Source organism: Nocardia sp. NPDC004278 (assembly GCF_053602975.1).
In genome coordinates, this window is record NZ_JBSGEQ010000002.1 from 432,749 (window position 1) to 459,170 (window position 26,422).

16 protein-coding genes and 1 pseudogene are annotated in these 26,422 nt (G+C 66.2%); 3 read left to right on the forward strand and 14 right to left on the reverse strand.

Going from position 1 to position 26,422, the window contains the following annotated elements:
* Positions 1 to 54: 54 nt before the first annotated feature.
* Entirely contained in the window at positions 55 to 333 is a 279-nt protein-coding gene (locus ACWEO2_RS04620) for an acyl carrier protein (RefSeq protein ID WP_355185279.1), read from the reverse strand.
* Between the two features lie 52 nt (positions 334 to 385).
* Entirely contained in the window at positions 386 to 1,687 is a 1,302-nt protein-coding gene (locus tag ACWEO2_RS04625; protein ID WP_452404081.1) for an NAD(P)/FAD-dependent oxidoreductase, read from the reverse strand.
* 413 nt (positions 1,688 to 2,100) lie between these two features.
* On the opposite strand from ACWEO2_RS04625, the gene ACWEO2_RS04630 reads away from it, so the two are divergent.
* Positions 2,101 to 2,919 carry a UbiA family prenyltransferase gene (locus tag ACWEO2_RS04630; RefSeq protein WP_452404082.1) on the forward strand — a complete coding sequence of 273 codons (819 nt, stop codon included), beginning with the start codon at positions 2,101 to 2,103 and terminating at the stop codon, positions 2,917 to 2,919.
* Positions 2,920 to 2,941: 22 nt separating this feature from the next.
* Here ACWEO2_RS04630 and ACWEO2_RS04635 read toward each other — a convergent pair whose 3' ends face one another.
* The 8 genes from ACWEO2_RS04635 to ACWEO2_RS04670 all read right to left on the reverse strand — a co-directional run bounded on the left by ACWEO2_RS04635 (position 2,942) and on the right by ACWEO2_RS04670 (position 14,514).
* A complete protein-coding gene (locus ACWEO2_RS04635; RefSeq protein WP_452404083.1) occupies positions 2,942 to 4,006 on the reverse strand; it encodes a sensor histidine kinase in 1,065 nt (354 codons plus the stop codon).
* Between the two features lie 388 nt (positions 4,007 to 4,394).
* A complete protein-coding gene (locus ACWEO2_RS04640; RefSeq protein ID WP_452404084.1) occupies positions 4,395 to 9,905 on the reverse strand; it encodes an ATP-binding protein in 5,511 nt (1,836 codons plus the stop codon).
* A gap of 531 nt (positions 9,906 to 10,436) precedes the next feature.
* Entirely contained in the window at positions 10,437 to 11,375 is a 939-nt protein-coding gene (locus ACWEO2_RS04645) for an extracellular catalytic domain type 1 short-chain-length polyhydroxyalkanoate depolymerase (protein ID WP_452404162.1), read from the reverse strand.
* The gene (locus ACWEO2_RS04650) at positions 11,266 to 12,162 is read right to left on the reverse strand and encodes a thioesterase II family protein (protein ID WP_452404085.1); all 897 of its coding nucleotides are present in this window, start codon (positions 12,160 to 12,162) and stop codon (positions 11,266 to 11,268) included. The genes ACWEO2_RS04645 and ACWEO2_RS04650 overlap by 110 nt, the downstream gene beginning before the upstream one ends.
* Positions 12,163 to 12,197: 35 nt before the next feature.
* On the reverse strand, positions 12,198 to 12,701 hold the full coding sequence (locus tag ACWEO2_RS04655; protein ID WP_452404086.1) for a DUF2505 domain-containing protein: 504 nt from the start codon (positions 12,699 to 12,701) through the stop codon (positions 12,198 to 12,200).
* A 40-nt stretch (positions 12,702 to 12,741) separates the two neighbouring features.
* The gene (locus ACWEO2_RS04660) at positions 12,742 to 13,131 is read right to left on the reverse strand and encodes a hypothetical protein (protein ID WP_452404087.1); all 390 of its coding nucleotides are present in this window, start codon (positions 13,129 to 13,131) and stop codon (positions 12,742 to 12,744) included.
* Between the two features lie 10 nt (positions 13,132 to 13,141).
* Positions 13,142 to 13,651, reverse strand: coding sequence for a TetR/AcrR family transcriptional regulator (locus ACWEO2_RS04665; protein WP_452404088.1), 510 nt, complete (start codon positions 13,649 to 13,651; stop codon positions 13,142 to 13,144).
* A gap of 206 nt (positions 13,652 to 13,857) precedes the next feature.
* Positions 13,858 to 14,514, reverse strand: a complete 657-nt coding sequence (locus ACWEO2_RS04670; protein WP_452404089.1) for a response regulator — start codon at positions 14,512 to 14,514, stop codon at positions 13,858 to 13,860.
* A gap of 668 nt (positions 14,515 to 15,182) precedes the next feature.
* On the opposite strand from ACWEO2_RS04670, the gene ACWEO2_RS04675 reads away from it, so the two are divergent.
* Complete coding sequence (locus tag ACWEO2_RS04675; protein ID WP_452404090.1) at positions 15,183 to 16,187, forward strand: heme/hemin ABC transporter substrate-binding protein; 1,005 nt, start codon at positions 15,183 to 15,185, stop codon at positions 16,185 to 16,187.
* 40 nt (positions 16,188 to 16,227) lie between these two features.
* Here the strand turns inward: ACWEO2_RS04675 and ACWEO2_RS04680 are convergent, their stop codons facing one another.
* Both ACWEO2_RS04680 and ACWEO2_RS04685 read right to left on the reverse strand, forming a co-directional pair.
* A complete protein-coding gene (locus tag ACWEO2_RS04680; RefSeq protein WP_452404091.1) occupies positions 16,228 to 17,424 on the reverse strand; it encodes a metallophosphoesterase in 1,197 nt (398 codons plus the stop codon).
* A gap of 354 nt (positions 17,425 to 17,778) precedes the next feature.
* The gene (locus tag ACWEO2_RS04685) at positions 17,779 to 23,241 is read right to left on the reverse strand and encodes an ATP-binding protein (RefSeq protein WP_452404092.1); all 5,463 of its coding nucleotides are present in this window, start codon (positions 23,239 to 23,241) and stop codon (positions 17,779 to 17,781) included.
* A gap of 408 nt (positions 23,242 to 23,649) precedes the next feature.
* Between ACWEO2_RS04685 and ACWEO2_RS04690 the strand changes: the two genes are divergently transcribed.
* A complete protein-coding gene (locus tag ACWEO2_RS04690) occupies positions 23,650 to 24,015 on the forward strand; it encodes a hypothetical protein (protein ID WP_452404093.1) in 366 nt (121 codons plus the stop codon).
* A 180-nt stretch (positions 24,016 to 24,195) separates the two neighbouring features.
* On the opposite strand, the gene ACWEO2_RS04695 is transcribed toward ACWEO2_RS04690, so the two are convergent.
* Both ACWEO2_RS04695 and ACWEO2_RS04700 read right to left on the reverse strand, forming a co-directional pair.
* Positions 24,196 to 25,353, reverse strand: a complete 1,158-nt coding sequence (locus tag ACWEO2_RS04695; protein WP_452404163.1) for a lipase family protein — start codon at positions 25,351 to 25,353, stop codon at positions 24,196 to 24,198.
* 286 nt (positions 25,354 to 25,639) lie between these two features.
* Positions 25,640 to 26,384 (reverse strand): annotated as a pseudogene (locus ACWEO2_RS04700) (pyridine nucleotide-disulfide oxidoreductase); the annotation flags it as partial.
* Positions 26,385 to 26,422 lie beyond the last annotated feature (38 nt).

Below are 26,422 nucleotides of genomic sequence, written 5' to 3' on the forward strand. Positions count from 1 at the left end.
GGGCACTGCTCCTCGACGGCGTAAAACGCAGCGGCGGTGGACGATTCGCGACACTCAGGCCGCGAGCCGGTCCTTCTCGGCGACGATGTACTTGGCCAGTTCGGCGATGGTCGGGTGGTACCAGAGCGCGGTGGTCTCCAGCTCGAAGCCCAACCAGGACTCCAGCTCACCCGCCAGCACCAGCGCCTCGGTGGAGTCGAGGCCGAAGCTGTCGAAGAAGTCGTCCACCGAAACCTCTGCCGGCTCGACGGACAGCTTGTAGGCGATCTTCTCCCGCAGCCAGTTCTCCACTTCCTCGACGGAAAGCGATGCGGTGGTGGCCTGCTCGGTCATGGGAAACACACTCCTGATGCGGTAACAGCGAATTGATCTGATGAGGGAGAACTCATTGAGCTGGCGCGGCGGATAGGCTGCGCACCACCGCGTCGGCCGCGGCGGCGCCGGAATCGAATCCGGATTCGTGGTTGCCGACGATATCGATGCCCATCTTGCGCGAATGGAAATACGAGCCCGCGAATTTGACCCGGGAGCTGCCCTCATTGATGGTGTGCAGCACCGGACGCAATTGCCGGGCCTCGTAGGTGAAAATCGGGTGGCGGTAGGCCAACTCGCGGATCACCCGGTCCGGGTCGATGTCGACGCCGCAGTCCAGGGTGAGGAAGTAGTCGGTCTCGCTGGTGAAGCACTGCAGCTCGTTGAGGTAATAGACGACCCAGGACCGCATATCGTCGAGCCCGCCCGAACGCACATAGTTCCAACTGCGCCAGATCGAACGGTCGCCGGACATGCAGACCGGATCGGTGTGCAGGGTGGCGCGAGTGTCGTTGTAGGACAGGGCTTCCAGCATGCGCTGTACTGCGGTGGGCGCGGCGAGCATGGCCAGCGCGTCATCGGCATGCGCCGCGATGATCACCTCGTCGAAGCGCCGTGGGCCCGCAGCGGTGTAGACGGTGACTCCGGTTTCGTCCTCGTCGACCCGATCGACGGCGGTGCCGAGCCGGATCTCCTGCCCGGCCGCACCCAGGTGCTCCAGCGTCGCGCGCACATAGTTGATGCTGCCGCCGGTGACCGTATTCCACGGGGCGGTGCGCCCGCCCAGGCCCTCGCGACCGTGCCCGAGAAAGAACGCGATAATGGTTGCCGCGGGCATATCCCAGATGCGATCGGCCGGTACCGACCAGGCGGCGGTGGCGATCAGCACAATGAATCCGTAGCGGAAGTCCTGGCTGTAGCCGTTGGCGTCCAGATATTCACCCATCGGCATCTCGGCCTGCTTGCGGATGAAATGCTTGGGCGACTCCCGGTAAAACCGCTCCGCCTCGGCCCACATCGGCACGAATTCCGGTCCGTACTTCGCCCTGATCTCGTCCTCGGGGAGTACGAAATCCTCCGAGACGAAGCCGAGTCCGGTGTCGGCATGGTAAAAGCTGAAGGTGCCGGGATGCGATTGCGTCGGCACGCCCAGATCGGCAAAGAATTGCGTCAACCGCTGGTAGTGCGCCTCGTTGTAGACGATAAATGCGGTATCCAGTCCGAGGATCCGACCACTATCGTTCACTTCGATAGAGTTGGCGTGACCACCGGCGTTCGCTTCCTTTTCGAACAGGGTCACTTCGGCCCGTCCACGCAGGTGGTAGGCGGCGGACAGACCGGCGATACCACCACCGATCACGGCCACTGCGGACATACTGCCCCCAATTCATCACCAAATGTCAGGAATTCGATCCCGAGGCCACTCCGACGCGGGATCGAAACTGACGATATCCGTTCGTTACCAGCACCCCAAGGGACACTTTGGGAACATCGGAGCATGTATCAAAAGAGGTACGTGCCGCCATTACCTGGTCCTTTCCAGCGATTTTCAGCGCCATCGGAACTCTCCCCCAACTCTTCGTTAATTTGCACCGAACGATCAGGAACCGATTCCCCGAATTAATCGAAAGATAAGTGTGGACCGCGCTCGGGCGCTCGCGTTAGCGTCTGTCCATGGCCACCGCCGCAACGCAACAGGCACACCGGATACGAGCAGTAACGGAAATAATGGCCGCCTATCATCGACTCCGAATGTGTTTCCGGGAAGCGCGCCCCATGGTTCAGCTGATGTTCTCGCTGCGTTTCCTGGCCGCATCCGCAATCGCCGCGGAATACGGTATGGGACACCGGGAATTCGCCATCCGAAGTTATGGCTGCGCACTGCTGTCCTGGTTCTTCGCGACCGTCTGCATCTATCTCGCCAACGGCATTGCCGACGGTGCGAACGACCGGATCAACGGCGTCGGCCGCCCGATCGGGCGCGGCGACCTGATGCCCGCACAGGCACTGCCGGTCGCGGTCGGCGCCGCGGTCGGCGCCCTGCTGCTCGGCGCACTGGCGGGTCCGACCCCGACCCTGCTCGTATGCGCATTCCTGGCCGTCGGCTATGCCTACTCGGCGCCACCGTTCCAACTGCGCCGCGGCTGGCTCGGTTCGACTTCGGTGGTGGTCGCCGGTGGTCTGCTCACCTATGCGGCCGGGGCGGTGGCAGTCGGCGCGCGACCGACGCCCACGCTGGTCGCCTTCGCCATCGCAATGTCATTGTGGATGGGCTGTATCGGCGCGGTGACCAAGGACTTCTCCGATGTGAACGGTGACCGCGTCGCGCGCCCGCGGACCCTCATCGCGCTGGTGGCCGAGTGGCCGCTGCGCCGCTGCGTCGCCGCGCTCGCGACCCTGATCGCGCTCGGCATTCTCATTGCCGCACAACGGATTCCCGGCCTCGTTCCGACCTGCGCCTGCCTGCTTCCCGGCGCGGTGCTGGTCGGCTATCTCACCCTCACCACCCGCTACCACCATCCCCGCCGACGCAGCCGCCGCCCCTACCACGCCTTCATGGCCACCCAGTTCGCCGCCAACGCCGCAATGGGTTTGAGCGGCCTGTAACCAGGTGGGCGCCGGGCACTGATCAGATCGCACAGGCCGCCAGCACCGGTATCCATACCCCGACCGTGGTGCCCCCGTGCTTGCGCGAGACCACGGTCACCGCGCCGGAAAGCAGTTCGGCGCGTTCACGCATGGAGTCCAGCCCGTTCGTGCGGCGCTCGGCCTTCGGGTCGAATCCGATACCGTCGTCGGCCACCGTCGCCCAGACCTCGTGCGGCGCGATATCGACCGTGACCACCACCTGCTCGGCCGCCGCGTGCGCGAAGGCATTGCGCAAACCTTCCCGCAGGATCAGGAAGATCTCGTCGAGCACCAGCGAGTCGACCCAGGACTCCACCCCGTTGACCTGAATCCCGACCGCCGGCTCGGCAAGTCGCATCGCACCGACGAATGCCGCCAGCGCATCGCGCAGACTGCCCGTCCCATAATCGGCGCGCAGCCCGGTGGTGATGTACGAAAGTTCCTGCAGCGTATCGGTCAACGCCGCGATGGCGTCGGAGATGGTCGGGTCGCCCGCGGGCTGCGATGCGGCGCACAGTTCCAGCCGCCGCATCGCCACGCTGACGCTATTGCCGATCCGGTCGTGGATATCGCGGGCCAGCATCCGCCGCTCGGCGTTGTTGACCATGCGCACCTGGTTGAGCAGGAACGAGTCGTAGCCCTTGGCCCCGGCCTCCAGCCGCGCGTATATTGCACGGTTCAGCGTGATTGCCGCAATCCCCAGGTGCCGCGTCGAATCCGCTAGCGGGGCAACGATTTCGGCCACCTCGGTGAGCACCAGTTCGGAGAGCACCCGGGCCGCGCGCACCGAGGCATCCGGCCGAATGCCCCGGTCACCACGGCGCTGGGCCATATCGGCGATGGCGTGTAGATGTCGGGCCACGATGCCGACCCGACCGGAGGCGAGCGCATCGGCACAGTCGGCGATGATGTGCTCGGCCTGGATCGAACATTCCTGCCAGGTGACCTCGTCGGCGACCAGCGCACTGTCGATCGCCGCCAGTTCCGCGCGATAGCGGTCGAGAATCAGCCGCTGCCTAGCGCGCAGGTCCGCGACCGCTGCGGACGGCCCCACCTCTGTTGTCATCGTGTCGATCTCCATCGCCGGGCCGGACCAGCCCGTTCCCCTGACCTCGGCGCGGGCGGCACAACGCTGTGTCCCACGCACCCGGTCGTCCTGCTGTCGGGTCAACCGATGGGTTTTGCCGACCCATCAGAAGCGAAGGCAGTGTCACATCCGGGGCCGACTCGACCACGGCGCCACACCATCCAAGTCGTGACCATTCTTATACGGTTGTGTTAACTCGGCTACTCGAAGAGTAACGCCCCCAATATTTTCCGGACCTCTATACCGCAAAATGTCCGCAACCGCACCGAACGAGGGAAATATCCCGAATTCCAGTTTGGATCAACCGACCAGTTTTTGAACCGGAGCCGCCGCGCCTACCTCCACTGAAACTGGTTACACCCCAATCTCATTCCTGCTCCGGCGAAAAAGGCGCATCCCGCATCCACTCGTCGATCGCGGTCGCGATCCGCAGGCGCAGCTCACTCGCGGCGACCACGGAATCCACCGACCCGACTCCCACCGCGCGCTCGATACTGTGCACCGCATCGAATTCCGCAGCGAGCGTTGCCAGCTGCTCGGCGCGCACCGCCGTACGCTGGTCCACCAATTCGGCGGCCAGTTTGGGTCGCTCGGACACATCGGCGCGAGCCAGTCGGTGTTCCAGGTCGTGGACGCGAGCGTCGGCAACGGTGCGTGCGTCCACGGTGCGCGCGAACACCACCGCCGCCGCCGGAGCCCCGCCGATCACCGAGGCGAACGATCCCTCGACCGCGAGCACCGTCATATTCGGATTCAGTGCCTTGGAGAAGACCACGAAGGCGCCGCCGTGGTAGCGGGAGATCACGCAGAAGACGATCTTGCCGTCGAAGTTCACCACCGCCCGGCCGATCTCGGCGCCGTACTCCAGTTGCAGCGTGCGCATGGATTCCGGCGATCCATCGAATCCGGACAGATTGGCGAGCACTATCAGCGGCCGATTGCCGCTGGCCGCATTGATTGCCCGCGCCACCTTCTTCGACGAACGCGGGAACAGCGTGCCCGCGGTGTAGGTGTCCGGGCCGTCCGCCGGCGGAAAACCATGTCGGACAACGGGCTTGGATTCGATCCCGATCAGGCAGACCGGCCAGCCGCCGATCCGGGCGTCGGCGACCACCGCGGTGTCCGCATCGGCCATATCGGCCCAGCGCTCCAGCAGCTGGTGGTCCTGGTCGGTGACCGCGCGCAACACCGCGCGGATGTCGAAGGGCTTCTTGCGATCGGGATTGACGGTGGCAGAGAAGATTTCACCGACCGTACGGAACTCCGCACCCGGATGCGGGAACGCGGTGATGTCGCGCTCCACCGGGTCGGTGCTGGCGGCCCGGCGCGGCCACGGCTCCCCCGGACCGCGGTAGCTGTGCGCGTAATGCGCCAGCAGCACATCGCGGGCCTGCGCCAAGTTCGCGGCCCAGTACTGCGCCTGCCCATTCGGGCCCATCACCCGTGCGTAGCCGCCGATACCGAAGTTGTCCTCGGCCGACACCCCACCGGAGAAGTCCAGCGACTGCTTGCCGGTCAGCACCATCGCGCCGTCCGGGATCATCACCAGGATGCCCTTGGTGTGCATCAACATGGTGGCCTCGGCGTTCCAGTACGGCTGCGCGCCCACATTGATACCGGCGACCACCACATTGATCTCGCCGCCGTCCTGGGTGAACGTGACGATGCGGCGCAGCGCGCGGGCGACCCAGTCCATATTCTCGGTGCCGGAGTCCAGCGAGATGCGCGCACCCGCCGAGAGCGCGAACCACTCCACCGGAACCGCAAGCCGCTGCGCGAGATCCAGCGCCGCGATGATCCGGGCGCATTCGGCCTCCGATACCGCGCCGAGCGCGTTGGTGGGATCGCCGAACAAGGTCACCCGGCACACGCCCTCCGGGTGCAGTGCGGTCGGCGTCGACACCACACCCACCACGATGCCCGCCGTATTGCGCCCGCGCGGTCGGTCCACCGGGACCAGCCGCGCCGAGGTGGACTCGGAGTCGAGATCGTATTCGGTGAAGGTGCCGACCGCACCGGTGAGCAGCGGGATCAGCTCGTACGGGTACACGGTGCCGCGCCGCCGCGCCCGCACCACCTTCTGGTCGTAGTCGTCGAGCGGTTCGAGCGCGACCTGTGGAGGTCCCTCGATCGTCACCTGCGCGCTGGAACCGGGCTCATAGCGCAATCGGGTGACCGATTCCCGGAAGGCTCCCTCCCGGGTGGCCAGCCGCGCCTGGACCAGCACTTCCTGCACACCGGCCTCGGTGAATTCCGGTGCCACGCAACGCTGCCAGGCCGCGAACTCCGCCAGGTCGACCTCGATACCCGGCCGGATGTCCAGCCAGATGTGGTTCATATCCAACCAGGCCCCCGCCGGGTCCAGATCGTGGCGAGCCCGTCCGATCGCCTCGACGCATGCCGAGAGCACCGTGTCGACATCACCGACCGCCGCGATCGCCCCCTGTTCGTCGCGGGTCAGCTCGAAGCGGCCGACCTGGGCCAGCGCCACCAGCCGCTGGTCGTCCGGGTTGTCCTTGGCCACACAGTGATACAGCAGAATCGGTTCGGGAGTATGGATCCGCGACAGGTGGAAGTGCCGCAGCCGCCACAGCGACAGCCGCCGCCCGACCAGCGGGTGGACCCCGCGCACCAGCCGGTCCTCGACCAGATCCGACTCGGCCCGGCGGAAGGTGTAGAACTCCACTTCCGGTCCGGCCACGGCCACCACGATCCGGCGCGCCTGTTCGGACAGCCGGGCCGCGATCAAACCGCGGCACAGCGCCTCGGCGCGTTCGTCGGGCGAGGCGGGTGCGTCCGGCCAGACCAGGTGCAGGTCGGCCACGGCCACCTGACCGACCGGGACCGCGAGCAGTTCGGCGCGCAGGGCCGCCACCAGTGCGGTGTCCGGCTGGTCGGCGTATTCCGGCAGCTCGGCGAAGGTGCCAACGGTGGCGACGGCGGTCGTCGGCACGGCATGGGCCGGATGCAGTTCCAGCCGGTAGTCACAGACCACGAACGGACGGCCCGCGATATCGAAGGCACGCAATGTGTGCAGATGCTGTTCGCCGTAATGCCAGCGGCCCAACACCTCGAGCATGGGTTCGCGCGGTGCGAAGCTGCCGTCCGGACCGGCGAGCAGACGCTCTGCGAGGAATTCGTACAGCGGTTCCGGAATCTCGACCAGCGCGGCGATCCGACGCGACCGCTCCGGCGAATCCGGCGCCGCCGCGAGGGCGGCAAGTTCCTCCGACACCCCAGTCAGCATGGCGGTACGGGCGGCATCGGTCGCCGGGCGCATGAACCAGGCAAAGGCGACGCTGCGGGCCAGATCGGCGACCGCGGGGAAGCGCGAGCGGGACATCCGGATCACCCGCTCCAAGATCTCGCGGGTGTGCGGGTGGTGCGCCACCGGCGGCGGATCCGCACCGATCCACAGCTTCAGCAGTTCGGTCACTACCCGGACACCCACGGCAATCCGATTGGTGCCCAGGAAGATACGGAAGACGGCCGCTTCCAGTTCGGGGGTCCGATCCAGTTCCGCGACCCCGTAGTGGGCCAGTGCGCGCCCGAGCCTGCTGCGGAACTCGGCCGGAATCGCACCCCGTTCGGTGTCGAGACTCTGCAGGTAGATATGGAGCTGCTCGCGCGGGCTGTCGGCGCCACGGCCCGATGCCTCGGGGGAGGCCAATTCCGCGATATCGGCAAAGATCTCGGCCAACTCGACCTCGTCGACGAGCCAGTCGCCGTCGGCGACCGCCAGCGCGTCACGATCGAGCAGATAGCGGGCCCAAGCGTCGGCCGATGCGGCGTCGAAGCCGAGCAGTTCCGCTCGCATGTCCGCCCGCGCGCGGCGCGCTCGATCCGCCGCGCTCGGCGGATGTGCGGGCGACGGGATCATCAGATCGATCGACCGCGACGGTGCCACCCGAGTCGCACCACCCGCCGGTTCCACCCGTGCCAAGAGCTCCCCCGCCGCGACTTGGCTGCCGACGGCGACCAGCAGCTCCCGGAGCCGACCAGCGCAGGGCGCGGGCAGCACGGTTTCCAGCTTCATGCTCTCCAGCACCAGTACCGGTGCACCGCTTCGCACTTCGCCGCCGACATCGACCGGGGTCGCGACCACCAGCGCGGGCGCGGGTGCGCGCAGCACACCACCCTCATCCCGACTCACTCGATGTGCGACGCCGTCGATCTCGACCAAATGAACCGCGCCGTGTGTGGCCGACACCAGACGGTAGCGCTGACCGGCCACGGTGAGCGCGGCCAGGTGCTCGTCGATCCGCTCGACAGCCGCCTCGAATTCCACGCGATCGGCGATACCGTCCTCGATCGCGACCCAGAATCGGCCGAATCCGTTCTTGGCCACCGTGACCCGGTACCCGCGCTCACCGACCCGCAGTTCGACGGCCCGACCGACCTCGTGCTGCACATGTGGGCGCCGCCCACGCCCACTTTCCCAGAGCCGTCCGCGAGCACCGTGTTCGGCGTCCTCGTAGCCGTCGATCGCCGCGGCCGCCAAGGCGAGGCCGAGGTGGTGCTGGGTGGCCAGACCGCCCTCGGCCGATGCGCGGTCCACCCACCGGGTGTCGGCGGTACCGTCGATCACTTCCGGCGTATCGAGCAGCGTCAGCAGAAAGCTCTTATTGGTCGCGCCGCCCTCGATGACCACCGTCGTATCGGCCAGTGCCCGGCGCAGTCGCTGTAGCGCCTCGGTCCGATCCCGGCCGTAGGCGATGATCTTGGCGATCATGGAATCGAAGTCCGCGGGGATTTCATCGCCCTCGCCGACACCGGTGTCCACCCGGATACCCGGGCCGGTCGGCAAGCGCAGCAACGCGATTCGGCCCGGTGCCGGTGCGAAGTCACGGTCCGGATCCTCGGCGTTCAGCCTGGCCTCCACCGCGTGCCCGCGTTCGGCGGGCACCGGTCCGCTCAGCGGAATTCCAGCCGCCACCTGCAGCTGGGCCTTGACCAGATCGACACCGGTGGTGGCCTCGGTGATGGGGTGTTCGACCTGTAGCCGAGTGTTCACCTCCAGGAAGGCGAAGAACCGTTCGCCCGGGTGATACAGGAATTCGACGGTGCAGGCCCCGCAGTAGCCGACCGAAAGTGCCAGCCGTCGCGCGGATTGCTTCAACTCCAGCGCCTGCTCGGCGGTGAGTACCGGCGAGGCCGACTCCTCGATGATCTTCTGGTTGCGCCGCTGCACCGAACAATCGCGCACGCCCAGCGCCCAGGCGCCGCCGTGCCCGTCGGCGATCACCTGCACCTCGACATGCCGGGCACCGGTCACCTGACGTTCGAGGAACACCACACCGCTGCCGAAGGCCCGCTCGGCCTCCTTGCTCGTGCGCTGATAGGCCTCGCGCAAATCGGCCTCCGAGGCGACCACCCGGATCCCGCGTCCACCACCGCCCGCGGTCGCCTTCAACATCAGCGGGTAGCCGATGCGCTGCGCGGCTTCGATTGCGGCATCCAGCGTTTCGACCGGACCGCCGCTCCACGGCGCGACCGGCACGCCCGCCTGCTCGGCCAGCAGCTTCGCGCCGATCTTGTCACCGAGCCTGCGCATCGCCTCGGCGCTCGGCCCGATGAAGGTAACACCCACCCGCGCACACAGTTCGGCGAATTCCGGATCCTCGGCCACGAATCCCCAGCCGACCCAGGCCGCGTCCGCACCGGTTTCCCGTAAGGCGCGTTCCAGCAGCACCGGATTCAGATATGGGCGCGCACTCGCCGGTCCCAGGCAATACCGCCGATCGGCTTCCCGCACGAAGGTCGCATGACGTTCGCCATCGGTATATAGCGCGACGGTTTCGATACCCAACTCCCTGGCGGTATGAATAAGCCTGCGGGCGGCCTCGCCGCGATTGACAATTGCGATCCGGGTGAACATCTGCTGCCTTCCGTGCCCGCCTGCCCGACCGATCATCGGCCCCTGTGCACTTACAACTGTGGCGGCAGATGCAACACCCGTCGAATCGAGAGGACGAAATAAGTAGCGGCAGTATCGATTTCCACCTATTCCACCGCAGCGTCACAGGATCGGCGTCCCTCGTCGAGGCAGCCCAGCGGTTCCACCGGGTGATCGAGAAGCTGTCGATGGCAAACTCGAAGAAAACGAATATCGACTCCTTCGTTACCGCTCGACGCCGTACGGCCAATTTCCCCCACAGTCAGCTATAGCAGGCTCGATACGCTGAATTGTGAACCCCGCCAGCTTTCTTCACGCACCATCCCGCAGTGGTCGGGCACAGATATCGCACGGTGCGAACCCCTCAGCGAAATGTCCGAGTGCACATATGCACAATCCGCAGCGAATGGCACATCGGCATCTGCTCGTCCGCGATCGGCTGCGGCAATGGGCTTGCGTGGCATACCAGCAGCTCGCGCCCGCCTTGGTGGGCTACAGGCCGCTCGGCCCGAGTCAGCGGGCGTGGGCTGCGAAGAACTGCCAGCTGGCTTCTGAGGCGTCGAAGATATCGGTGGTCGGGCCGATGATGGCCTTGGGGAGGTATTGCAGGCCGCCGGGCCAGGTGTGTCCTCCGTTGTCGACCTGCATAAAGGTCACCTCGGTGCCGTCGGCACAGGCGGTGGCGGTGAGGCGGTGGACCTGGGTGGCGTCGTTGCCGGTGGCCGAGAGCAGCTCTTCGGTCGGCGCTTGGCAGCGGTCCGCCTCGCGCCAGCGCGCCGCAGTCGTGAGGGCGGGCAGAATTGTCGACTGTCCGCCTCGGCCGGTCATGGTTCCGCCGGTAAAGGGCACGATCGGATCGGCGGTTCCGTGAGTTTCGAGTACGGAGACCGGACGCGTGGGCGCACAGTTGACGTTTGCCCCCAGGGTGCCCGCGACCGGCGCGATGGCGGCGAACACATCGGCGCGATCACAGGCGAGTCGATCGGCCATGAACCCACCATTCGACATACCGGTGGCGAATACATGACCGCGGTCGATATCGAATTCGCGGGCGAGTTTATCGACGAGCGCGACAAGGAAACCGACATCGTCGATGCCGCGACGGTCCGGCTCGGACGCACCCCGCCCATCGGCCCAATTATGTTCGATACCATCGGGATACACCACGATGAAGCCGTGCCGGTCCGCGACGGCGTCGTAGTGCGTGAGCGATTCCTGGCCGTGCCCGGTCGAACCACCGCCGTGCAGGTTGACCACCAGCCCAGCCGGATGGTCGGTTCCGGCGGGGATATGCAGGCCATAGGTTCGCACCAACCCGCCGAACGATAATTGCCCGAGCTGATCACCATCGGGGCCGGTTTCCGCGCGCGATATGTGATGCAGGCCCAAACCGGCCATGGCGCAGCTCATTACGCAAACCATAACCGTCGTCAGCACCCTCGGACGGGGAATTCGGTTGAGCAGCCTTTCCGACACGAGGCAAAGATACCGCAGGTTTGTGAACGTTGGTCGATGCCGAATCGGCCGCTCGGATACCGCTGTTGATCACCTGCGCGATCGCCGCAGGTTGGGCGTCCAAGTAGAAATGCGAACCCGGGAAGACATGCAGATCGAACGATCGCGAGGTATGAGTGCGCCACCGCGCGAGCTGGTCCGGTGTAACCACCGGGTCGTCGGCCCCGGTCAGCCCGACCACCGGGCAGCGCAGCGGATCACCGGGTGCGTAGACGTAGTTCTCGATCGCGAGGTAGTCGTTGCGAACCGCGGGCAGCACGGCGGCGGCGAGTGCCGAGTTGGTACGCAGGACGGCCACTGACGCGGGATCATTTGCCAAGCGCTCCAATTCGGCGATCAGCGTGGCATCGCCGGTGTCGGCCAGCCGATCGGCGGCGGGCTCGGACGGGGCCGTCCGACCGGATACGAACAGTGTGATCGGGGTCCGGCCGCGCGCCGCCAGCCGACGGGCGGTCTCGAAGGCAATGGTCGCCCCCATGCTGTGGCCGAACAATGCCAGCTCACCGCCGAGCAGTGGCGCCAAGGCCATGGCGATTTGGTCCGCGAGTTCGGTGAGGCATGGAATCAGCGCCTCGCCGATCCGGTCGCGGCGACCCGGATACTGCACGGCGTAGACGCCGACACCCTCGGTAATGTGGTTCGCCAGCTCGCGATAGCCTCCGGCCGCGCCGCCACCGGGCGGAAAGCACACCAGGGCCGGATGCCCGGGCCGTCCAGGGCGCATTCGTCTCATCCACACCGCGAACGGGTCACCGGCCATCACGCATGCGCCCGCCGCAGCCAGCGCTCGGTGAACGCATCCACCGCACCCGAGTCCTCGATGATGCCCTTCGCGAAGGCCCCCGCGATCAACCGGCCCGCCATCGGAATTCCGGAATCGACCGTCACCGAGTATTCCGAGACGCATCCATCCACGCCGTCGCGCAGCTCGCAGCTGCCCGCCATGGTGCCGACGCCAGCGATGCTGCCGCGTATTTCGGCCCGGGCCGTCCCCGCCACCAGCGGTGACCAGTGCTCGGCGTAGTCCAGCCGCAGCCCGGACGGCCAAACCCGCGCCAGCCGTGGCGGAATCTGATCCGGGGCAACAGGTTTGGATACTGTGGCCACGAGCACGCCGTCGGCCTCACGATGGAGAGACAGTTCGGCATGCGGGCCGTCCAGTTCGGCCACGCGCGCCTGCCAGTACTCGGCACTGACCAGTGCCGCATGGAAAAGCACTGCGGGAAAAGAGAACTCACTGATCAAGCGAATCTTCTGCGGCATCACCACTCCTCGATCGGCTGGTCCGGCTAGCTGTCAGGGGCTAGCGCGCGGAGATCCGGACTCGGGCATCGGCCCAGGACAGCGGTATGTCCTCGGTCGACGCGCTCGACTCGACGAAATTCGGATCGCCGATCCGACCGGCCATATCCGCCAGCATCTTCGCGTGGGTACCGCTGTGCGCGAAGTGGTCCATGGCCTGCTTGTCCGACCACGCGGACAGCGTCCAGAACGTCTTGGAGATCAGCTTCGCGTCCAGTGCGAATCCGACACATCCCGGTGCGGAAACCAGTTGGGTGCGAATCCGCATTGTCCAGTAGAGAAATCGGGGCACATCGATATAGTTCGTCAGCGGCAGCCGGGAGGTGAGCACGTGCAACTGGTCACCTTTCGCGGGCTTGTGCACCCCCGCGGTCCAGGGCAGAGCGGGCATGAAAATCTCCTTACAGCAGTTCCAGTTCCAGCACACTCGTGACATTCAGCAGCATGCCCTGCGCCATGAAATCGAACGCACCCCCGGCATCGCTGCCGGACAGGTCCTGCACCACCTGGTACAGGTGGTGAAACCGTTCGCGGGCGAGGGCGCGGATCTCGTCGTCGAGAGCCGATGCCGCATACACCTGCAGTTGGAAGGTCAGCTGCTGGCGATCACCCAGCAGCTCTATATAGGCGTCCGCCATCGCGTCCAGGCGGTCGTCTTGCACGCTTTTCGAGGCGGCCTCGCGGAAGGCCTTCTCGACGGAGTCGAATGCTCGATTCGCCGCGGCGAGAAAAATCTCCTTCTTGGTCTGGAACAAACGGAAGAGATAGGCCTGCGAAATTCCGGAACGCCGGGCGATCGACTCCGTTGTCGTCGCCGTGTAGCCACCGGCTGCGAATTCGGCTATGGCGGCAGCCAATACCTGTTCGCGTCGTGCGCTCGCCGACATTCGTACTCGAGCCGGTGAACTCATATCCCGAAGTTTAGTGATCACTCACCTACCTGATCAACCGGTGCGCCGGATAGTTCAGCGCGAGTTAACGGACCGGACACCAGAAGCGCCACGATCCCGCATCTATTGCATACTCACGACGCGCTATCGCGACCCGCAGCAGGCGACCGCCACTCATGACAGATGGCCGCCGATCTCGGGGCGGCCCGCAGCGGGCCGGCGGTTGATCACTCCGGCGGATACGGGACGATGAGCTTGGCCGCCGTCGCCCGGTTGACCATATCCAGTCTCGATACGGCGTCGAGCTTCTGGAAGATGTTGCGCAGGTGCCGCTTTACGGTGCCCTCGGTGATGCCGAGTGCATTCGCGATCTGCCGATTGCTCATGGCGCTCGCGACCCGTTCGACGACCTCCAACTCGCGCGCGGTGAGCGCCTGATCCGGCGAGACGTCCCGGTTGCCGTCCGCGGATCGGCGATCCTCCTGCCAGGACACGTAGACGATGACCTCGCCATCGCTGTCCGCGGTGCGGATCGCCGACAGCAGCGTCTCCCGCCTCGCGCTCTTGTGCAGATAACCAGCGATGCCGCACTCGACCAGTTCGCGGATCAACCCCATATCCTGGTGCACGCTGACGATCAACACCCGCGTGTCGGGACTCACCTCCCGCAGCCTGAGCAGTGTCGTCACGACGTCTTCCCCGGGGATCTCGACATCCAAGATCACGACATTCGGATATAGCCGCTCCGCCTGCTCGATGCCCGAACGGCCATCGGCAGCCTGACCCACCACCGTGATATCGCTCTCACGATCCAGGATTTCGCACAGCGCGCCGCGCAGCATGTTGTGATCGTCGATCACCAGCACCGATATCATCGCGGTCATCACGCCTCATCGATCGATAGTTGTGTCCACCACGCGACGCGTGTAACTGCCGCCCCGATTCCCATGCACCCCTTGGGTTCTCCGGCCACCAGCCCGCGGCGATGGCCGTCGGGTATGTGCCGGGCCGCCAGGCGGACAGGCACCACATCCGGCGGATTCTGCGTCATACACCGATCCCCCGGACGCCTGGATATCCAGCAATCGATCGGCTATTATTGCCGCGTCGAATCACCCAGTGCCAGCACCGCATTCGTGCCACGGTTGCCATTTCGGTTTTCCCCTTTGATACCCACCCATGGTGCCCCGGGCTATCCCTCGATGGATATCCTCAGGTGAACCGCACTGTACCCAAGGATCGCACGGTCATCGACCGGTCCACGGTCCGGTTCACCCGGGCGGACCTGATCGAAACGCACTGCAAAATATCTGGTCAATTGACCTATTCTCTTGCGGTTCAACATGCTTTAACCTCCACCGTATCGAGTGCCCTTATGGAATCTCGCCCACTCCTACCAGCCAACACACGTCATGACCTCACGGCAAAGCCGCGGTCCGCCAGTAAACTACTCATGAACACCGGAAAACCATTGCAGGAAAACAACTTCCGTTGTCACATCCACGAAAATTGAGTAGCGAACGGCGCGCTGCCCGCGGATACTCTGACAATCATGTTCAGCCGCGCCGGACTCGGAATACTGACATTCGGACTCACCTTCGCACTCGGACTCAGCGCATGTTCGTCGCAAGGGCAGACCGATGTCGCAACCAAGGGCGAAATCACAGCAACCCTAACGGATCCCGATCCGCAACCGATCGCATCCGACCCGCGGCCGCGCCTGCCCGTCACCGTCCGCGGTTTCGACGGCACCGACGTGACGGTCTCCGACACCAGTCGCATCATTGCGGTAGACCGTTTCGGCACCCTGGCGCAGACGGTATACGCACTCGGCCTCGGCCCACATCTCGTCGGCCGCAGTACCGCCGCGAAGCTCCCGGCGATCATCGACCGCACCGATGTCACCCCGGGCGGTGAGGCCATGAGCGTCGAGGCCGTTCTGGCCTTGCACCCCACCGTCTTGCTGACCGATACCACCACCGGGACACCTGCGGTCTTCGAGCAGTTGCACGCCGCTGGCGTCCCGATCGTCGTCTTCGATCCGGCGCGCACGCTGACCGGGACCGGTCCGCAGATCCAGGCCGTCGCGGACACTCTCGGCGTCCACGACCAGGGTGTCGCGCTCGCCGAGCGCACGACCGCGGAGATTGCCGCCGCGACCGCGGCCGTCCCGGCTGGAAAGCCCAAGCCGCGCATCGCATTCGTGTATCTGCGCGGCACCGCGCTCACCATGTTGGCCGGACCGGGCTCGGGCGCGGACGCACTGATCACCGGGTTGGGTGCGCAGGACGCGGGAACAGCGGCCGGGCTGACCGAGCCCTTCGTCACCATCACCAGCGAGGCGCTGATCGCGGCCCGCCCCGATATCCTCCTGGTCATGACCGATGGCCTCGCCTCGGTGGGCGGCCCGGCCAGCCTGCTCGAGCTGCCCGGCATCGGACAAACTCCAGCCGGGCGCGCCGGTCGGATCATCGATATGTCCGACAGCGTCCTACTCTGCTTCGGCCCGAATACCGGACGAGTGATGACCGCATTGCTGCCGGCCGTCTATGGCTGACCGAGGATAGCCGCGGTGCGGGCGTCCGGCCAGCGCGGCCTCACGCCTGCAGCGCAGCGAGTTCGACCACGGTGATATCGGACGGCGCCCCCACCCGGACCGGCGGGCCCCATGCCCCGGCGCCGCGCGTGACATACAGTTGCGTGTCGCCGTAACGCTCCAGCCCGGCAACGGTCGGATTGGCCAGGCCCGCAAGGAAATTGCCCGGCCACATCTGACCGCCATGGGTGTGCCCCGACAGCTGCAGGTCGACGCCGTGGGCAACCGCGTCATCGATCAGCACGGGCTGGTGCGCCAGGAGCACCGCCATACGCGAGCGATCCCGATCCCCCAGCGCCCGACCGAAGTCGGGTCCCTGTCCGGTCGACGCGCCCTGCACGTCGTTGACGCCCGCGAGGTCGAATCCGGGCAGCTCCGTTCGGGTATTGGCGAGCAAGTGCAGCCCCAATTCCTGGACGTGTTCGATCCATTCCTCCGCACCGGAGAAGTACTCGTGGTTGCCGGTCACGAAATACGCACCGTGGCGGGCCCGCAACCCGGCCAGCGGCGCGACGGCGGGGCGGAGATCCTCGACAGTGCCGTCCACCAGATCGCCGACAACGGCGATGAGGTCGGGCTGCGTGTCATTGATCGTGGTGACCACGCGTTCGGCGAACCCACGCCCGAGGATCGGACCGAGATGGATGTCGCTGACCACGGCTATCCGGAACCCGTGTGCACGGCGAGGCAGTTTCGCCAGCGGAACGACAACGCGCTTCACACTGGGACCACGCAGTACACCGTAGGTTCCGTAGCCGACGGTCGTGACCGCGGCAGCGGCGGCCGTACCACCCACGACACGAGATACGAAGAGTCGGCGCGGAATTCGAGTGACCGTGGCAGTGGCCACCCCCGACGATGACTCCGGCTGCGTCTCGGCACCCGGCCCCGGGATCGCCCCACTGGGGGCGGCCGTGTCCGCTACCGAAATCGTCGCGGCGGTATCCGCCGCCGCGTCACCGCGACCAGCCCATCTCAGCAATACAAATCGGACTACCTCCCCCACGAACAGCGCTATCAGCAGGTACACGAAGACAGCACCCCACAGATAGCCTGGCCAGGCGATGATCCGAACGAGCCGAAACGGTGCCCGAAGGCGTTCGGCGACCACGGTCCCGATCAGCAGCACCGGCCCAACCACCACGATGGCGCTGCCGATATGCCGGGGCACGGAGCCTGCGACAGTCGTATCACGCACGAGCCGCCGCCATACATACCAGTGCAGCCCAACACCTGACACCGCGAGAACGACAACTCCGACCACAACCGCGACAACCACAACAACGACCAACACGCACTCCCCACGACATACCGATGCGGACCCGACTCCCGTCGCGAGACCCATCCGAATCCCTGCCCTGCCGCGGTGTGCCAGGGTCCGATCACGCAGTACCGCATCAAATCTGCGGCGGCCGTAATAGGTGGAGGCGGCGTCGAGTACAACGCCGCCTCCACCTCCACGGGCAGCCATTTCACCGACTCGGGGCCCGATATCGAGAGCCCCGAGTCCTGCTCGGACCTACCGCATCAGCAATCAGATGGTCCGGACCGATCAGCCAGGCAGACCGGCCTCGATGGCTTCGATGATGCGCGGACGCAGTTCGGCGGCGCGGATGATGGCGTCCACCGAACCGACCTCGACAGCGCGCTGTATATTGTGCACGCGGTCGAATTCTGCTGCGACCTCACCGAGTTTCTCCGTGCGGACCGACGTCCGGACCTCGTCGCGCTCCGCCGTCAGTGCCGCGCGGTCGGCGCCGACCGCGTTCGCGGTGCGTGCCTCGAGGTCCCGCACTCGCTGATCGGCTGCGGTACGGGCATCGACCTCGCCGGAGAAGACCACCGCGGCGGCGGGGGCGCCGCCGAGCACCGAGGCGAATGAGCCTTCCAGCGCGAGCACGGTCATATTCGGGTTGAGCAGCTTCGAGAACACCACGAACGCGCCACCGTGATACCGCGAGATCACGCAGAACACAATGGGCCCTTGGAAGTTCACGATCGCACGGCCGATCTCGGCGCCATACTCGAGCTGCAGCTTCCGCATCGATTCCGGCGAGCCGTCGAAGCCCGACAGGTTCGCCAGCACCACGAGCGGCCGATTGCCGCTGGCCGCGCTGATCGCCCGCGCGGCCTTCTTCGACGACCGCGGGAACAGCGTGCCTGCCGTATAGGTGTCCGGGCCATCGGTGGACGGGAAGCCGCGCCGCGGCACTCCCCTGGACTCGATGCCCAACAGGCACACCGGGATACCGCCGAGCCGCACGTCCTGCACCACGGCCGTCTCGGCGTCGGCCATCCCGGCCCAGCGTTCCAGTACCGGGTGGTCCTGATCGGAGACCGCCCGCATGACAGTCCGAATGTCGAACGGCTTCTTGCGGTCCGGGTTGGCGGTGGCGGAGAAGATCTCACCGACGGTGCTGAAGTCGCTGCCCGCCACGACATGCGGGAAATCGGAGACGTCGCGATCGATCGGGTCACTGGTCCGGGACCGCCGCGGCGACTGCTCGCCGGGTGCCACGTAGGTGTGGTCGTAGTGCGACATCAACACATCGCGCGCGGCAAGCAGATTCGGCGCCCAGTACTGCGCCTGCCCGTTCGGGCCCATCACCCGGTCGTAGCCGCCGATACCGAAGTTGTCCTCGGCCGACACACCACCGGAGAAGTCCAGTGCCTGCTTGCCGGTCAGCACCATCGCCGAGTCCGGCGTCATCACCAGGATGCCCTTGGTGTGCATGAGCATCGTCGCCTCGGCGTTCCAGTACGGCTGCGCACCGACATTGATGCCCGAGACCACGATGTTGATCTCGCCGCCGTCCTGGGTGAATTCGACGATCCGCTTGAGCGCCGCCGCCACCCAGTCCATGTTCTCGGTGCCCGACTGCATCGAGATCCGGGCGCCGGACGACAGCGCGTACCACTCCAGCGGCACCTGCATCCGTTCGGCCAGGTCCAGCGCGGCGATCACGCGACGGCACTCCGGCTCCGAGAGCGCGCCGAGAGATTTCGTCGGATCTCCGAGCAGCACCACCCTGGTGATGCCGTCCGGATACTGCTCGGTCGGCGTGGTGACCACGCCCGCAACCATCGCGGCCTTATTGCGTCCCTTGGGCCGGTCGACCGGCACGAGCGTGTGGTCGGTGTCGAGGTCGTACTCGGCGAACTCACCGAGCAGACCGGTCAACTCGTAGGGATAGACGGTGTTGCGGCTGCTCGCCCGCAGCACCTTCTGCCGGTACTCGTCGAGTGGCTCGACCACCTCGTCGGACCGCTCGCCGATGGTCACCTCGGTGCCGCCGGTGGTGTCGAAGGTTATGCGCACGGCGACCTTGATCAGCTCGCCGGACCTCGGGGCACGGTGCCGTGCGATGAGCAGGATCTCCTCCAGCCCGGCGCCCGCGGTCGTCGGCCGCACGCGATCGACGATCGTTTCCAACTCGGCGCGGGTGATGTCGACCGGCGGCCAGATGTACATCACGATGCGGTTGGTGTGGAAGCGCTTGGCCGACGGCCGCTGCGACTGTGCCCGCCGGATCGAGTCGAGGCAGGTGGCGATGGTGCTCTCGGCCGTCGGCAGTGCCAGCAGTCGGCCGTCGTGCTCGCGCAGCGCGGCCAGGTCACGCACCTGCGCGAATGCGACGAGGCGCTCATCGGACGGGTTTTCTTTCGCGATGCAGCGGAAGAGGTAGATCTCCTCGTCCGAGGACGGCAGCCGGGTGAGATCGAACTTGCGCAGCCGCTTCATCTGCATCCGCTCCGCGATGTAGGGATGCAGGCCGCGGATCAACCGCTCCTCGACCATGCCCGTCGCGGACGGACGGAAGGTGAAGTGATGGTGCATCACCGCACCGCCGCTGCCCGCAACGGTCGCGGTGATCCGGTGTATCTGGTTCGGCAACGGCCGTGCACCGAGCACTTCCTGCAGCGCCGCCGCCATCGCGTCGAAGTCCTCTGGCTGCTTCTCCCAGCTCAGGTAGATGTCGACCTCGATGGACGCGGCCTCGCTCGCCAGTTCGGTAAGACCGCGCAGCACGGTGTCGAGCGCGTCGAAACTCACCGCTGCCGACACCAGGCTCAGGCCCCGGCGCTCGGCGATCACGAAGGTGCACCCGCTGGCCTCTCGCGTGTGTACGCTGGCCAACCCCTTGTTTCCGTAGTACCGCCGGGTCAGCACCTCGAGCATGGCGGTGTTGTCCACACGGCCGCGTACCAGCCGCTGACCGACCAGCCGCACCAGCGGCTCGGTGCTGCGCACCATCTCGGAAATGCGCTCGGCGCGATCGGGCGTTTCCGGGTGCGCGTCGAGGTGGCTCAACTGCTTGCGGACATTGGTGTAAACGCGGGCGCGGTTGCGCCGCAGCAGCGGCTGGCCGAACCAGGCATACACCAAACCGCGGGTGAGGTCGGCGATCACCGGGAAGCGCACCTGCGTCGCGGCCACCAGCCGCTCCAGTGCCAGACCGACCGGTTCACGCAGCGCCCGGTCCGGCACCGGCTCGCGCAGCCATTCGCGCAGCAATGTGGTGATGACCGTGACGGTGTCGGATGGACGTTGCTGAGCGAGGAAGATCCGGAAGACCGCGGCTTCGAGCTCAGGGGAACGTTCCAGATCGGTGACACCGTAGTTCCCGAGCGCCTTGGCGAGGGTGGCCTGGTACGACTCCGGCAGCCCGGCCCGTTCGACGTCGAGGCTCTGCAGGTAGGTGTGGAAGTACTCGCGGGCGCTGTGGACATGCCCGTGGCCACCGTCCTCGTCCCCCGACCGGTTGTGACTCAGTTCGGAGAGATCGGCGAACACCTGCACGAGTTCGATTTCCTCGGCGAGGGGCCGACGGTTGTCCGCCAGAGCTGCCCGGCGCACGGCGAGGTAGCGGTCGAGTACTCGGCGATCGTCATGTGGGTCGACATCGAAACCCAGCAACAAGCTGCGCAGGTCCTGCAGACTGCGTGCCGTACCCTCGTGCGGCTGGTCCGGTGCGGACTCACCGGGCAGATCCAGCTCGACCGACTCGACCGCCGCCGCGTCCTCGGCCTCGTCGTCATCGGCGAGCGGCTCCAGCCGCAGCAGCGGCGCACCGGTCTCCACCTGGGTGCCGACGGAAACAGCGCATTCCTTCAACCGAGCCCGGAACGGCGCGCGCAGCACCGTTTCCATCTTCATGCTCTCCAGTACCAGGACCGGCGCGCCCGCCTCGACCTCGGCGCCGATCGCCAGTGGCGTGGCAACGACCAGCGCGGGAGCGGGCGAGCGGACGACACCACCCTCGTCACGGCTGATCCGATGCGTCACACCGTCGACATCGACCAGATGAATCGGCCCGTGCGTACCGGTGATCACGCGGTAGCGGGTGCCGTTGACCACGATCTGCCCGGTGTGGCGGTCGAAGCGCTCGAGGTCTACATCAGCGGCGGCCGTATTGCCGCCCGCCTCGATGCCGACTCGGAACCGATAGGCACCGATACGTGCGACGCGCACGCGGTAACCGACGCCGCGCAGCTTGAGGTCGTGCGGCCGACCGCTCTGATGCTGCACCTGGGGACGTCCACCCGCCGCCGTCGACAGCAGCCGGTCCCGCTCGGCACGCTCTTCCTCTTCATAGGCGTCGATGGCGGCGACGGCCACCGCGATCGCGGAGTGCCGATGCGATACGAGGCGGCCCTGGGCGCGAACACGGTCGATCCAGCCGGTATCCGCGCTGGCATCGATCACCTCGGGCTGGTTCAGCAGGTCGAGCACGAAGCTCTTGTTCGTCGCGCCGCCCTCGATGACGACCCGGGTCTTCGCCACTGCCCGGCGCAGCCTGCCCAGCGCTTCGTCGCGGTCTCGGCCGTAGGCGATGATCTTGGCGATCATCGAGTCGAAGTCGGCGGGAATCGTGTCGCCCTCGCTGACGCCGGTATCGACTCGGATGCCGGGCCCGGCGGGCAGGTCCAGCCGCGCGATGCGGCCCGGAGCGGGCGCGAAGTCGCGGTCGGGGTCCTCGGCGTTGAGCCGGGCCTCGATCGCGTGTCCGCGCTCAGCCGGAGGTTCGCCCTCGAGCTTGCCGCCCGATGCCACCAGCAGCTGCGCCCGAACCAGGTCGAATCCGGTGGTGCACTCGGTGATCGGGTGTTCGACCTGCAGGCGGGTGTTGACCTCGAGGAACGCGAACAGCTCGTCACCCGGGTGGTACAGAAATTCGACGGTCGCGGCGCCGCGATACCCGACCGCGATCGCCAACCGCTCGGCCGACGCCTTGAGCTCGGCCGCCTGTTCGGGGCTCAGCACCGGCGACGCCGACTCCTCGATGACCTTCTGATTGCGCCGCTGCACCGAGCAATCGCGGACGCCGAGCGCCCACGCGGTCCCCTGGCCGTCGGCGATCACCTGGACCTCGACATGCCGGGCGCCGGTCACCAGCCGTTCCAGGAAGACCACGCCACTGCCGAATGCGCGCGCGGCTTCCTGACGGGTGCGCTCGTAGGCGTCGACGAGCTCGGCCTCGTTGGTGATCACCCGGATACCCCGGCCGCCACCACCGGCGGTCGCCTTCAGCATCAACGGGTAGCCGATCTCGGCGGCGGCCGCGAGGGCCGCGTCCACGGTTTCGACCGGACCGCGGCTCCACGGCGCGACCGGCACGCCGACTTCCTCCGCGATCAGCTTCGCACCGATCTTGTCGCCGAGCTTGCGCATGGCTTCCGGACTGGGGCCGACGAAAGTGACGCCGATCTGCTCGCAGAGTTCGGCGAACGCCGGATCCTCCGCGACGAAACCCCAACCGACCCACGCGGCGTCGGCCTTGGTCGTCACCAAAGCTTGCTCGAGCGCCTTCAGATCCAGATATGGGCGCGCGGACGCGGGACCGAGGTCGTAGGCGATGTCGGCCTCACGCACGAATGTCGCGTTCCGGTCGACATCGGTATGTAAAGCGACGGTTTCGATCGATCTACCGGTCTCCGCGGCCAGATCTTGGACGGCATGGATGAGGCGCATGGCGGCCTCTCCGCGGTTCACGATGGCGATGCGGCTGAACACTCGCCAGCTCCTTCCACTCCACAGCTCTGGCCCGCTCGGGCTAGGGGTTGCGACTACCGGTCCCGCGTAGTCTGCACCCCATACTGCTCGCAGGTACAGACCGTCCGGCGGTTACCCGCGCGTATCGTGGGAAATCCCTCATACGGGCCTATGAAATACGGTGGCGGAATTCCTCGATCCGGCCAGGTTCCAGTACCGTGCCCGTGATCGGGTCGTAGTTCGGCGCGGGTACGAATGAGCGCATTCGAACGGGAGTGGAGGGCGTCGATTTTCGACCAGCATCGCCAGATGTGTTGACCTGCAACGTTTCTTCGTTTTCCGAGCTCGCGCTGCGGCGGGGGCGTATCCGATCGGCGCGGGCACGCGAGCCGCTCTGAACGCTCCGCCGCAGTGTAGGAGGTGATCTGGGTGACCGATATTGTCGATGTATTGCACGCCCGCTGCGCCGAAGTCGCGGGCGAGGCGATCCTCTCCGGAGCGGAGCACCCGACCCTCACACTGACCACTCGTGAAGTAGCCGACCTGCTCAACCATATGGCCGACCTACGCCGCCGCTACCACGACATCGACCTCGCCTACCGCGAACTCGACCACCGATACACAGTGCTGCGCCGAGCCGCCAGCGATGCCACCGCATCGTTGGATCGGATCCGCGCCGCACTGGAGCAGCGCACCGCGCACCCGGAAGCGCAGGCCCGCCAGGCATGCACCATCGCTCGTTTTGCTGCCCAGAACCTCACTGCCGCAAGCCTGAACACCGAGAAGGCGAATTGACGATGGTGCTCGTCACGACGATCGGGGGGTGAACACCTCGATATCGAGCCCGGTCAGAATCTGATAGGCGGTCGGCCCGGTCACGAACGCGATCGGTGACGTGGAAGACCGATGATCGCCGTCCACGCCACCGACACCGCGTTTGCACCAAGCCACCGCCAACGCCGATCCTGTCGGATCTCAGCAGGCGACAGGGGCAGGTTCGCCGCGAACCCGGCCCTCGAGCCACCGCAGTACCTCGGGCGCGCCCGCTGCCGCCGCGGACAAATGCTCGGGCACGTCCACCGTCATCGTCTGCAGCCGCACCCCGGAATTGCACCAGCGGCGGTCGGTGTTTTCGATGGAGTCGACCGGAACCAACGGGTCGCTCGGTGAATGCCATTCGAACATGGGCATTTCCGGCACCCCTGGGTAGAGCTCCAGACTGTTCTGCTCCACCACCGTCCAGGCCTCGGGCCTGTCGAAGATAGAGGTGGTGGTGACGTAATCGCGAGCGCTGCCGTTGGCGCCGATGGCGAGGATTTCGTTGGTGCAGCGGTTGGCCATGGCGTCACGGAGCGCGACGCCGCGCGGGTTGAGATACAAGCTGGTCGGCACTTGGTCCGGATACTCCCGCTCCAGACCGATTGCCGTCGCCATGGCCAGCCCGAAGGCCGGATGCGGGTCGAGGCCGAGCGCCCGCGCCATCGTCAGCAGGTTCATCGGTGCGCCGCCAATGGCCGCGCCCGCGATCCGCAGCTCACTTGCATACGACGGCTGCAGCACTGACGCCCACGAGGTGGCCAGGCCACCACCGGAGTAGCCCGCCATCGTCACCGGACTGTGCTGTACCGCGAGTTCGGGCAGCCGTTTCACCGCCCGGATGCCGTCCAAAACGATGTGCGCACCCAATTGCGCCGCTCCGAGTGCGAACTGCGGTCCCAGATGGTCCGGCATCGCGACAGTCCACCCCTCCTGCAGCACCGCATTCAACATCGACGCCGTCACGGACAGATTCAAATCGCCGCTGTACAGCTTGTGCGATACCGCGCAGTCGGTGCCGAGTGCATTGATGAAGTGCTGGTACGACAGCAACGGCGCGTCGGGCTGATGACCGAAGGGGGTAATGACTGTGGTGGTCGCCGCGATCGGCCCACCGTGCGAGTCGGTCGAGCGGAATTTGACCAGTGTGACGGTGGCGCCGGGGAAGAGGGGCGCCGGTGGCATCGCCCGCACGTCGAGGATGTCACCGGGTTGGTGCGCTGCCACATCCCCCGGGGCGGCATAGAACGGATCCGGATCGGGCACCGGATACAGCGGTTCGGCGGTTGCCGTCGTCGCCAGCAGCGCAAGTGCCATACCGCTGAATGCACCCAGGACCTTGGTCCAACCGCTGCGTCTACTACCGAAGAAAGAATGGAACGGACGAGTCACGACCTTGACCTCCACGGATAGTTCGCGGGCATAGTCGACAAGCCAGGCTGAATACAAATACCACATCTGGCAAATCTTCAGCGACACTATGGAAAGAAAGCCTGATCGGCCCGAATAACCGACAGTCGGGCATCCGATGCGAGCCCAGACCGGTGCCGTCGTCGAACAATTCGGAGCAAATAACAGTTACGCCATGCCGGGACGGCACCCGACATCCGCTAGCCGAGCTGATCTGCAGTACATCCAGGCGCTCGACGACTTGACGCGCTCGCGTCCCGCACGTTAACCGCGCGCCCGCTCATGCACGTCGAGGCGATACCAGCCCGGCCGAGTCGTGAACGTATATGCCCTTGGTAGCCAGGAAGGCGATGACCGACTCCGGCGCGGGATAAACTGCAGCCTGACAGATTTCGCAATTGTCGAGCAAACAGGACACGGTTTCATTGGCATCGCCCTTGGTATGGCCGATGAGACCAACCGGACCGCGCTTGATCCAAGCCCGTGACGTACACGGCCGGCAGGTAGCGCGCCGCACCGTGCGCATCCGCACCCAGCCCGCCTCGTTCAGCACCACAGCCGCGCGCTCGTCGAACGGCAGCTCGGCCAGGCCCTGGGACAGGTAGCCGACGGCTCGGTACACGGCACCCACCGGCCGTCCCGCAAGACCCGGTGCCCTCCGCCTTTCCGGTGCCGTCGAGCCGGGTGCGCTCGGTGCGCAGGCCGACGATCGTGGCGTCGGCGCCGAGGATCTCGGTCGGAGGCTCGAAGAAATGCAAGAACAGCTTGTGCGGACCGACGTCGCGTATCGCCCACCGCTCCAAGGTATTCGCGACCATATCGACCTGCTTCGACTGTCGCCGTGCGGTTTCCGAACCCGCGTCGTAGTCGATATCCTCGGGATCGGCGATGACCTCGATGGTCGGCGAGTGGTCCAGTTCCCACAGTTCCCGCGGCGTGCAGACTCCCGGAGTATCACCAGCTGGTCGGACTTGCC

Bases quoted from the DNA above. Each gene is read 5' to 3' on its own strand.
- ACWEO2_RS04620 (WP_355185279.1), bottom strand. From the start codon at position 333: ATGACCGAGCAGGCCACCACCGCATCGCTTTCCGTCGAGGAAGTGGAG.
- ACWEO2_RS04625 (WP_452404081.1), bottom strand. From the start codon at position 1,687: ATGTCCGCAGTGGCCGTGATCGGTGGTGGTATCGCCGGTCTGTCCGCC.
- ACWEO2_RS04630 (WP_452404082.1), top strand. From the start codon at position 2,101: ATGTTCTCGCTGCGTTTCCTGGCCGCATCCGCAATCGCCGCGGAATAC.
- ACWEO2_RS04635 (WP_452404083.1), bottom strand. From the start codon at position 4,006: ATGACAACAGAGGTGGGGCCGTCCGCAGCGGTCGCGGACCTGCGCGCT.
- ACWEO2_RS04640 (WP_452404084.1), bottom strand. From the start codon at position 9,905: ATGTTCACCCGGATCGCAATTGTCAATCGCGGCGAGGCCGCCCGCAGG.
- ACWEO2_RS04650 (WP_452404085.1), bottom strand. From the start codon at position 12,162: ATGCGCCCTGGACGGCCCGGGCATCCGGCCCTGGTGTGCTTTCCGCCC.
- ACWEO2_RS04655 (WP_452404086.1), bottom strand. From the start codon at position 12,701: ATGCCGCAGAAGATTCGCTTGATCAGTGAGTTCTCTTTTCCCGCAGTG.
- ACWEO2_RS04660 (WP_452404087.1), bottom strand. From the start codon at position 13,131: ATGCCCGCTCTGCCCTGGACCGCGGGGGTGCACAAGCCCGCGAAAGGT.
- ACWEO2_RS04665 (WP_452404088.1), bottom strand. From the start codon at position 13,651: ATGAGTTCACCGGCTCGAGTACGAATGTCGGCGAGCGCACGACGCGAA.
- ACWEO2_RS04670 (WP_452404089.1), bottom strand. From the start codon at position 14,514: ATGACCGCGATGATATCGGTGCTGGTGATCGACGATCACAACATGCTG.
- ACWEO2_RS04675 (WP_452404090.1), top strand. From the start codon at position 15,183: ATGTTCAGCCGCGCCGGACTCGGAATACTGACATTCGGACTCACCTTC.
- ACWEO2_RS04695 (WP_452404163.1), bottom strand. From the start codon at position 25,353: ATGGCACTTGCGCTGCTGGCGACGACGGCAACCGCCGAACCGCTGTAT.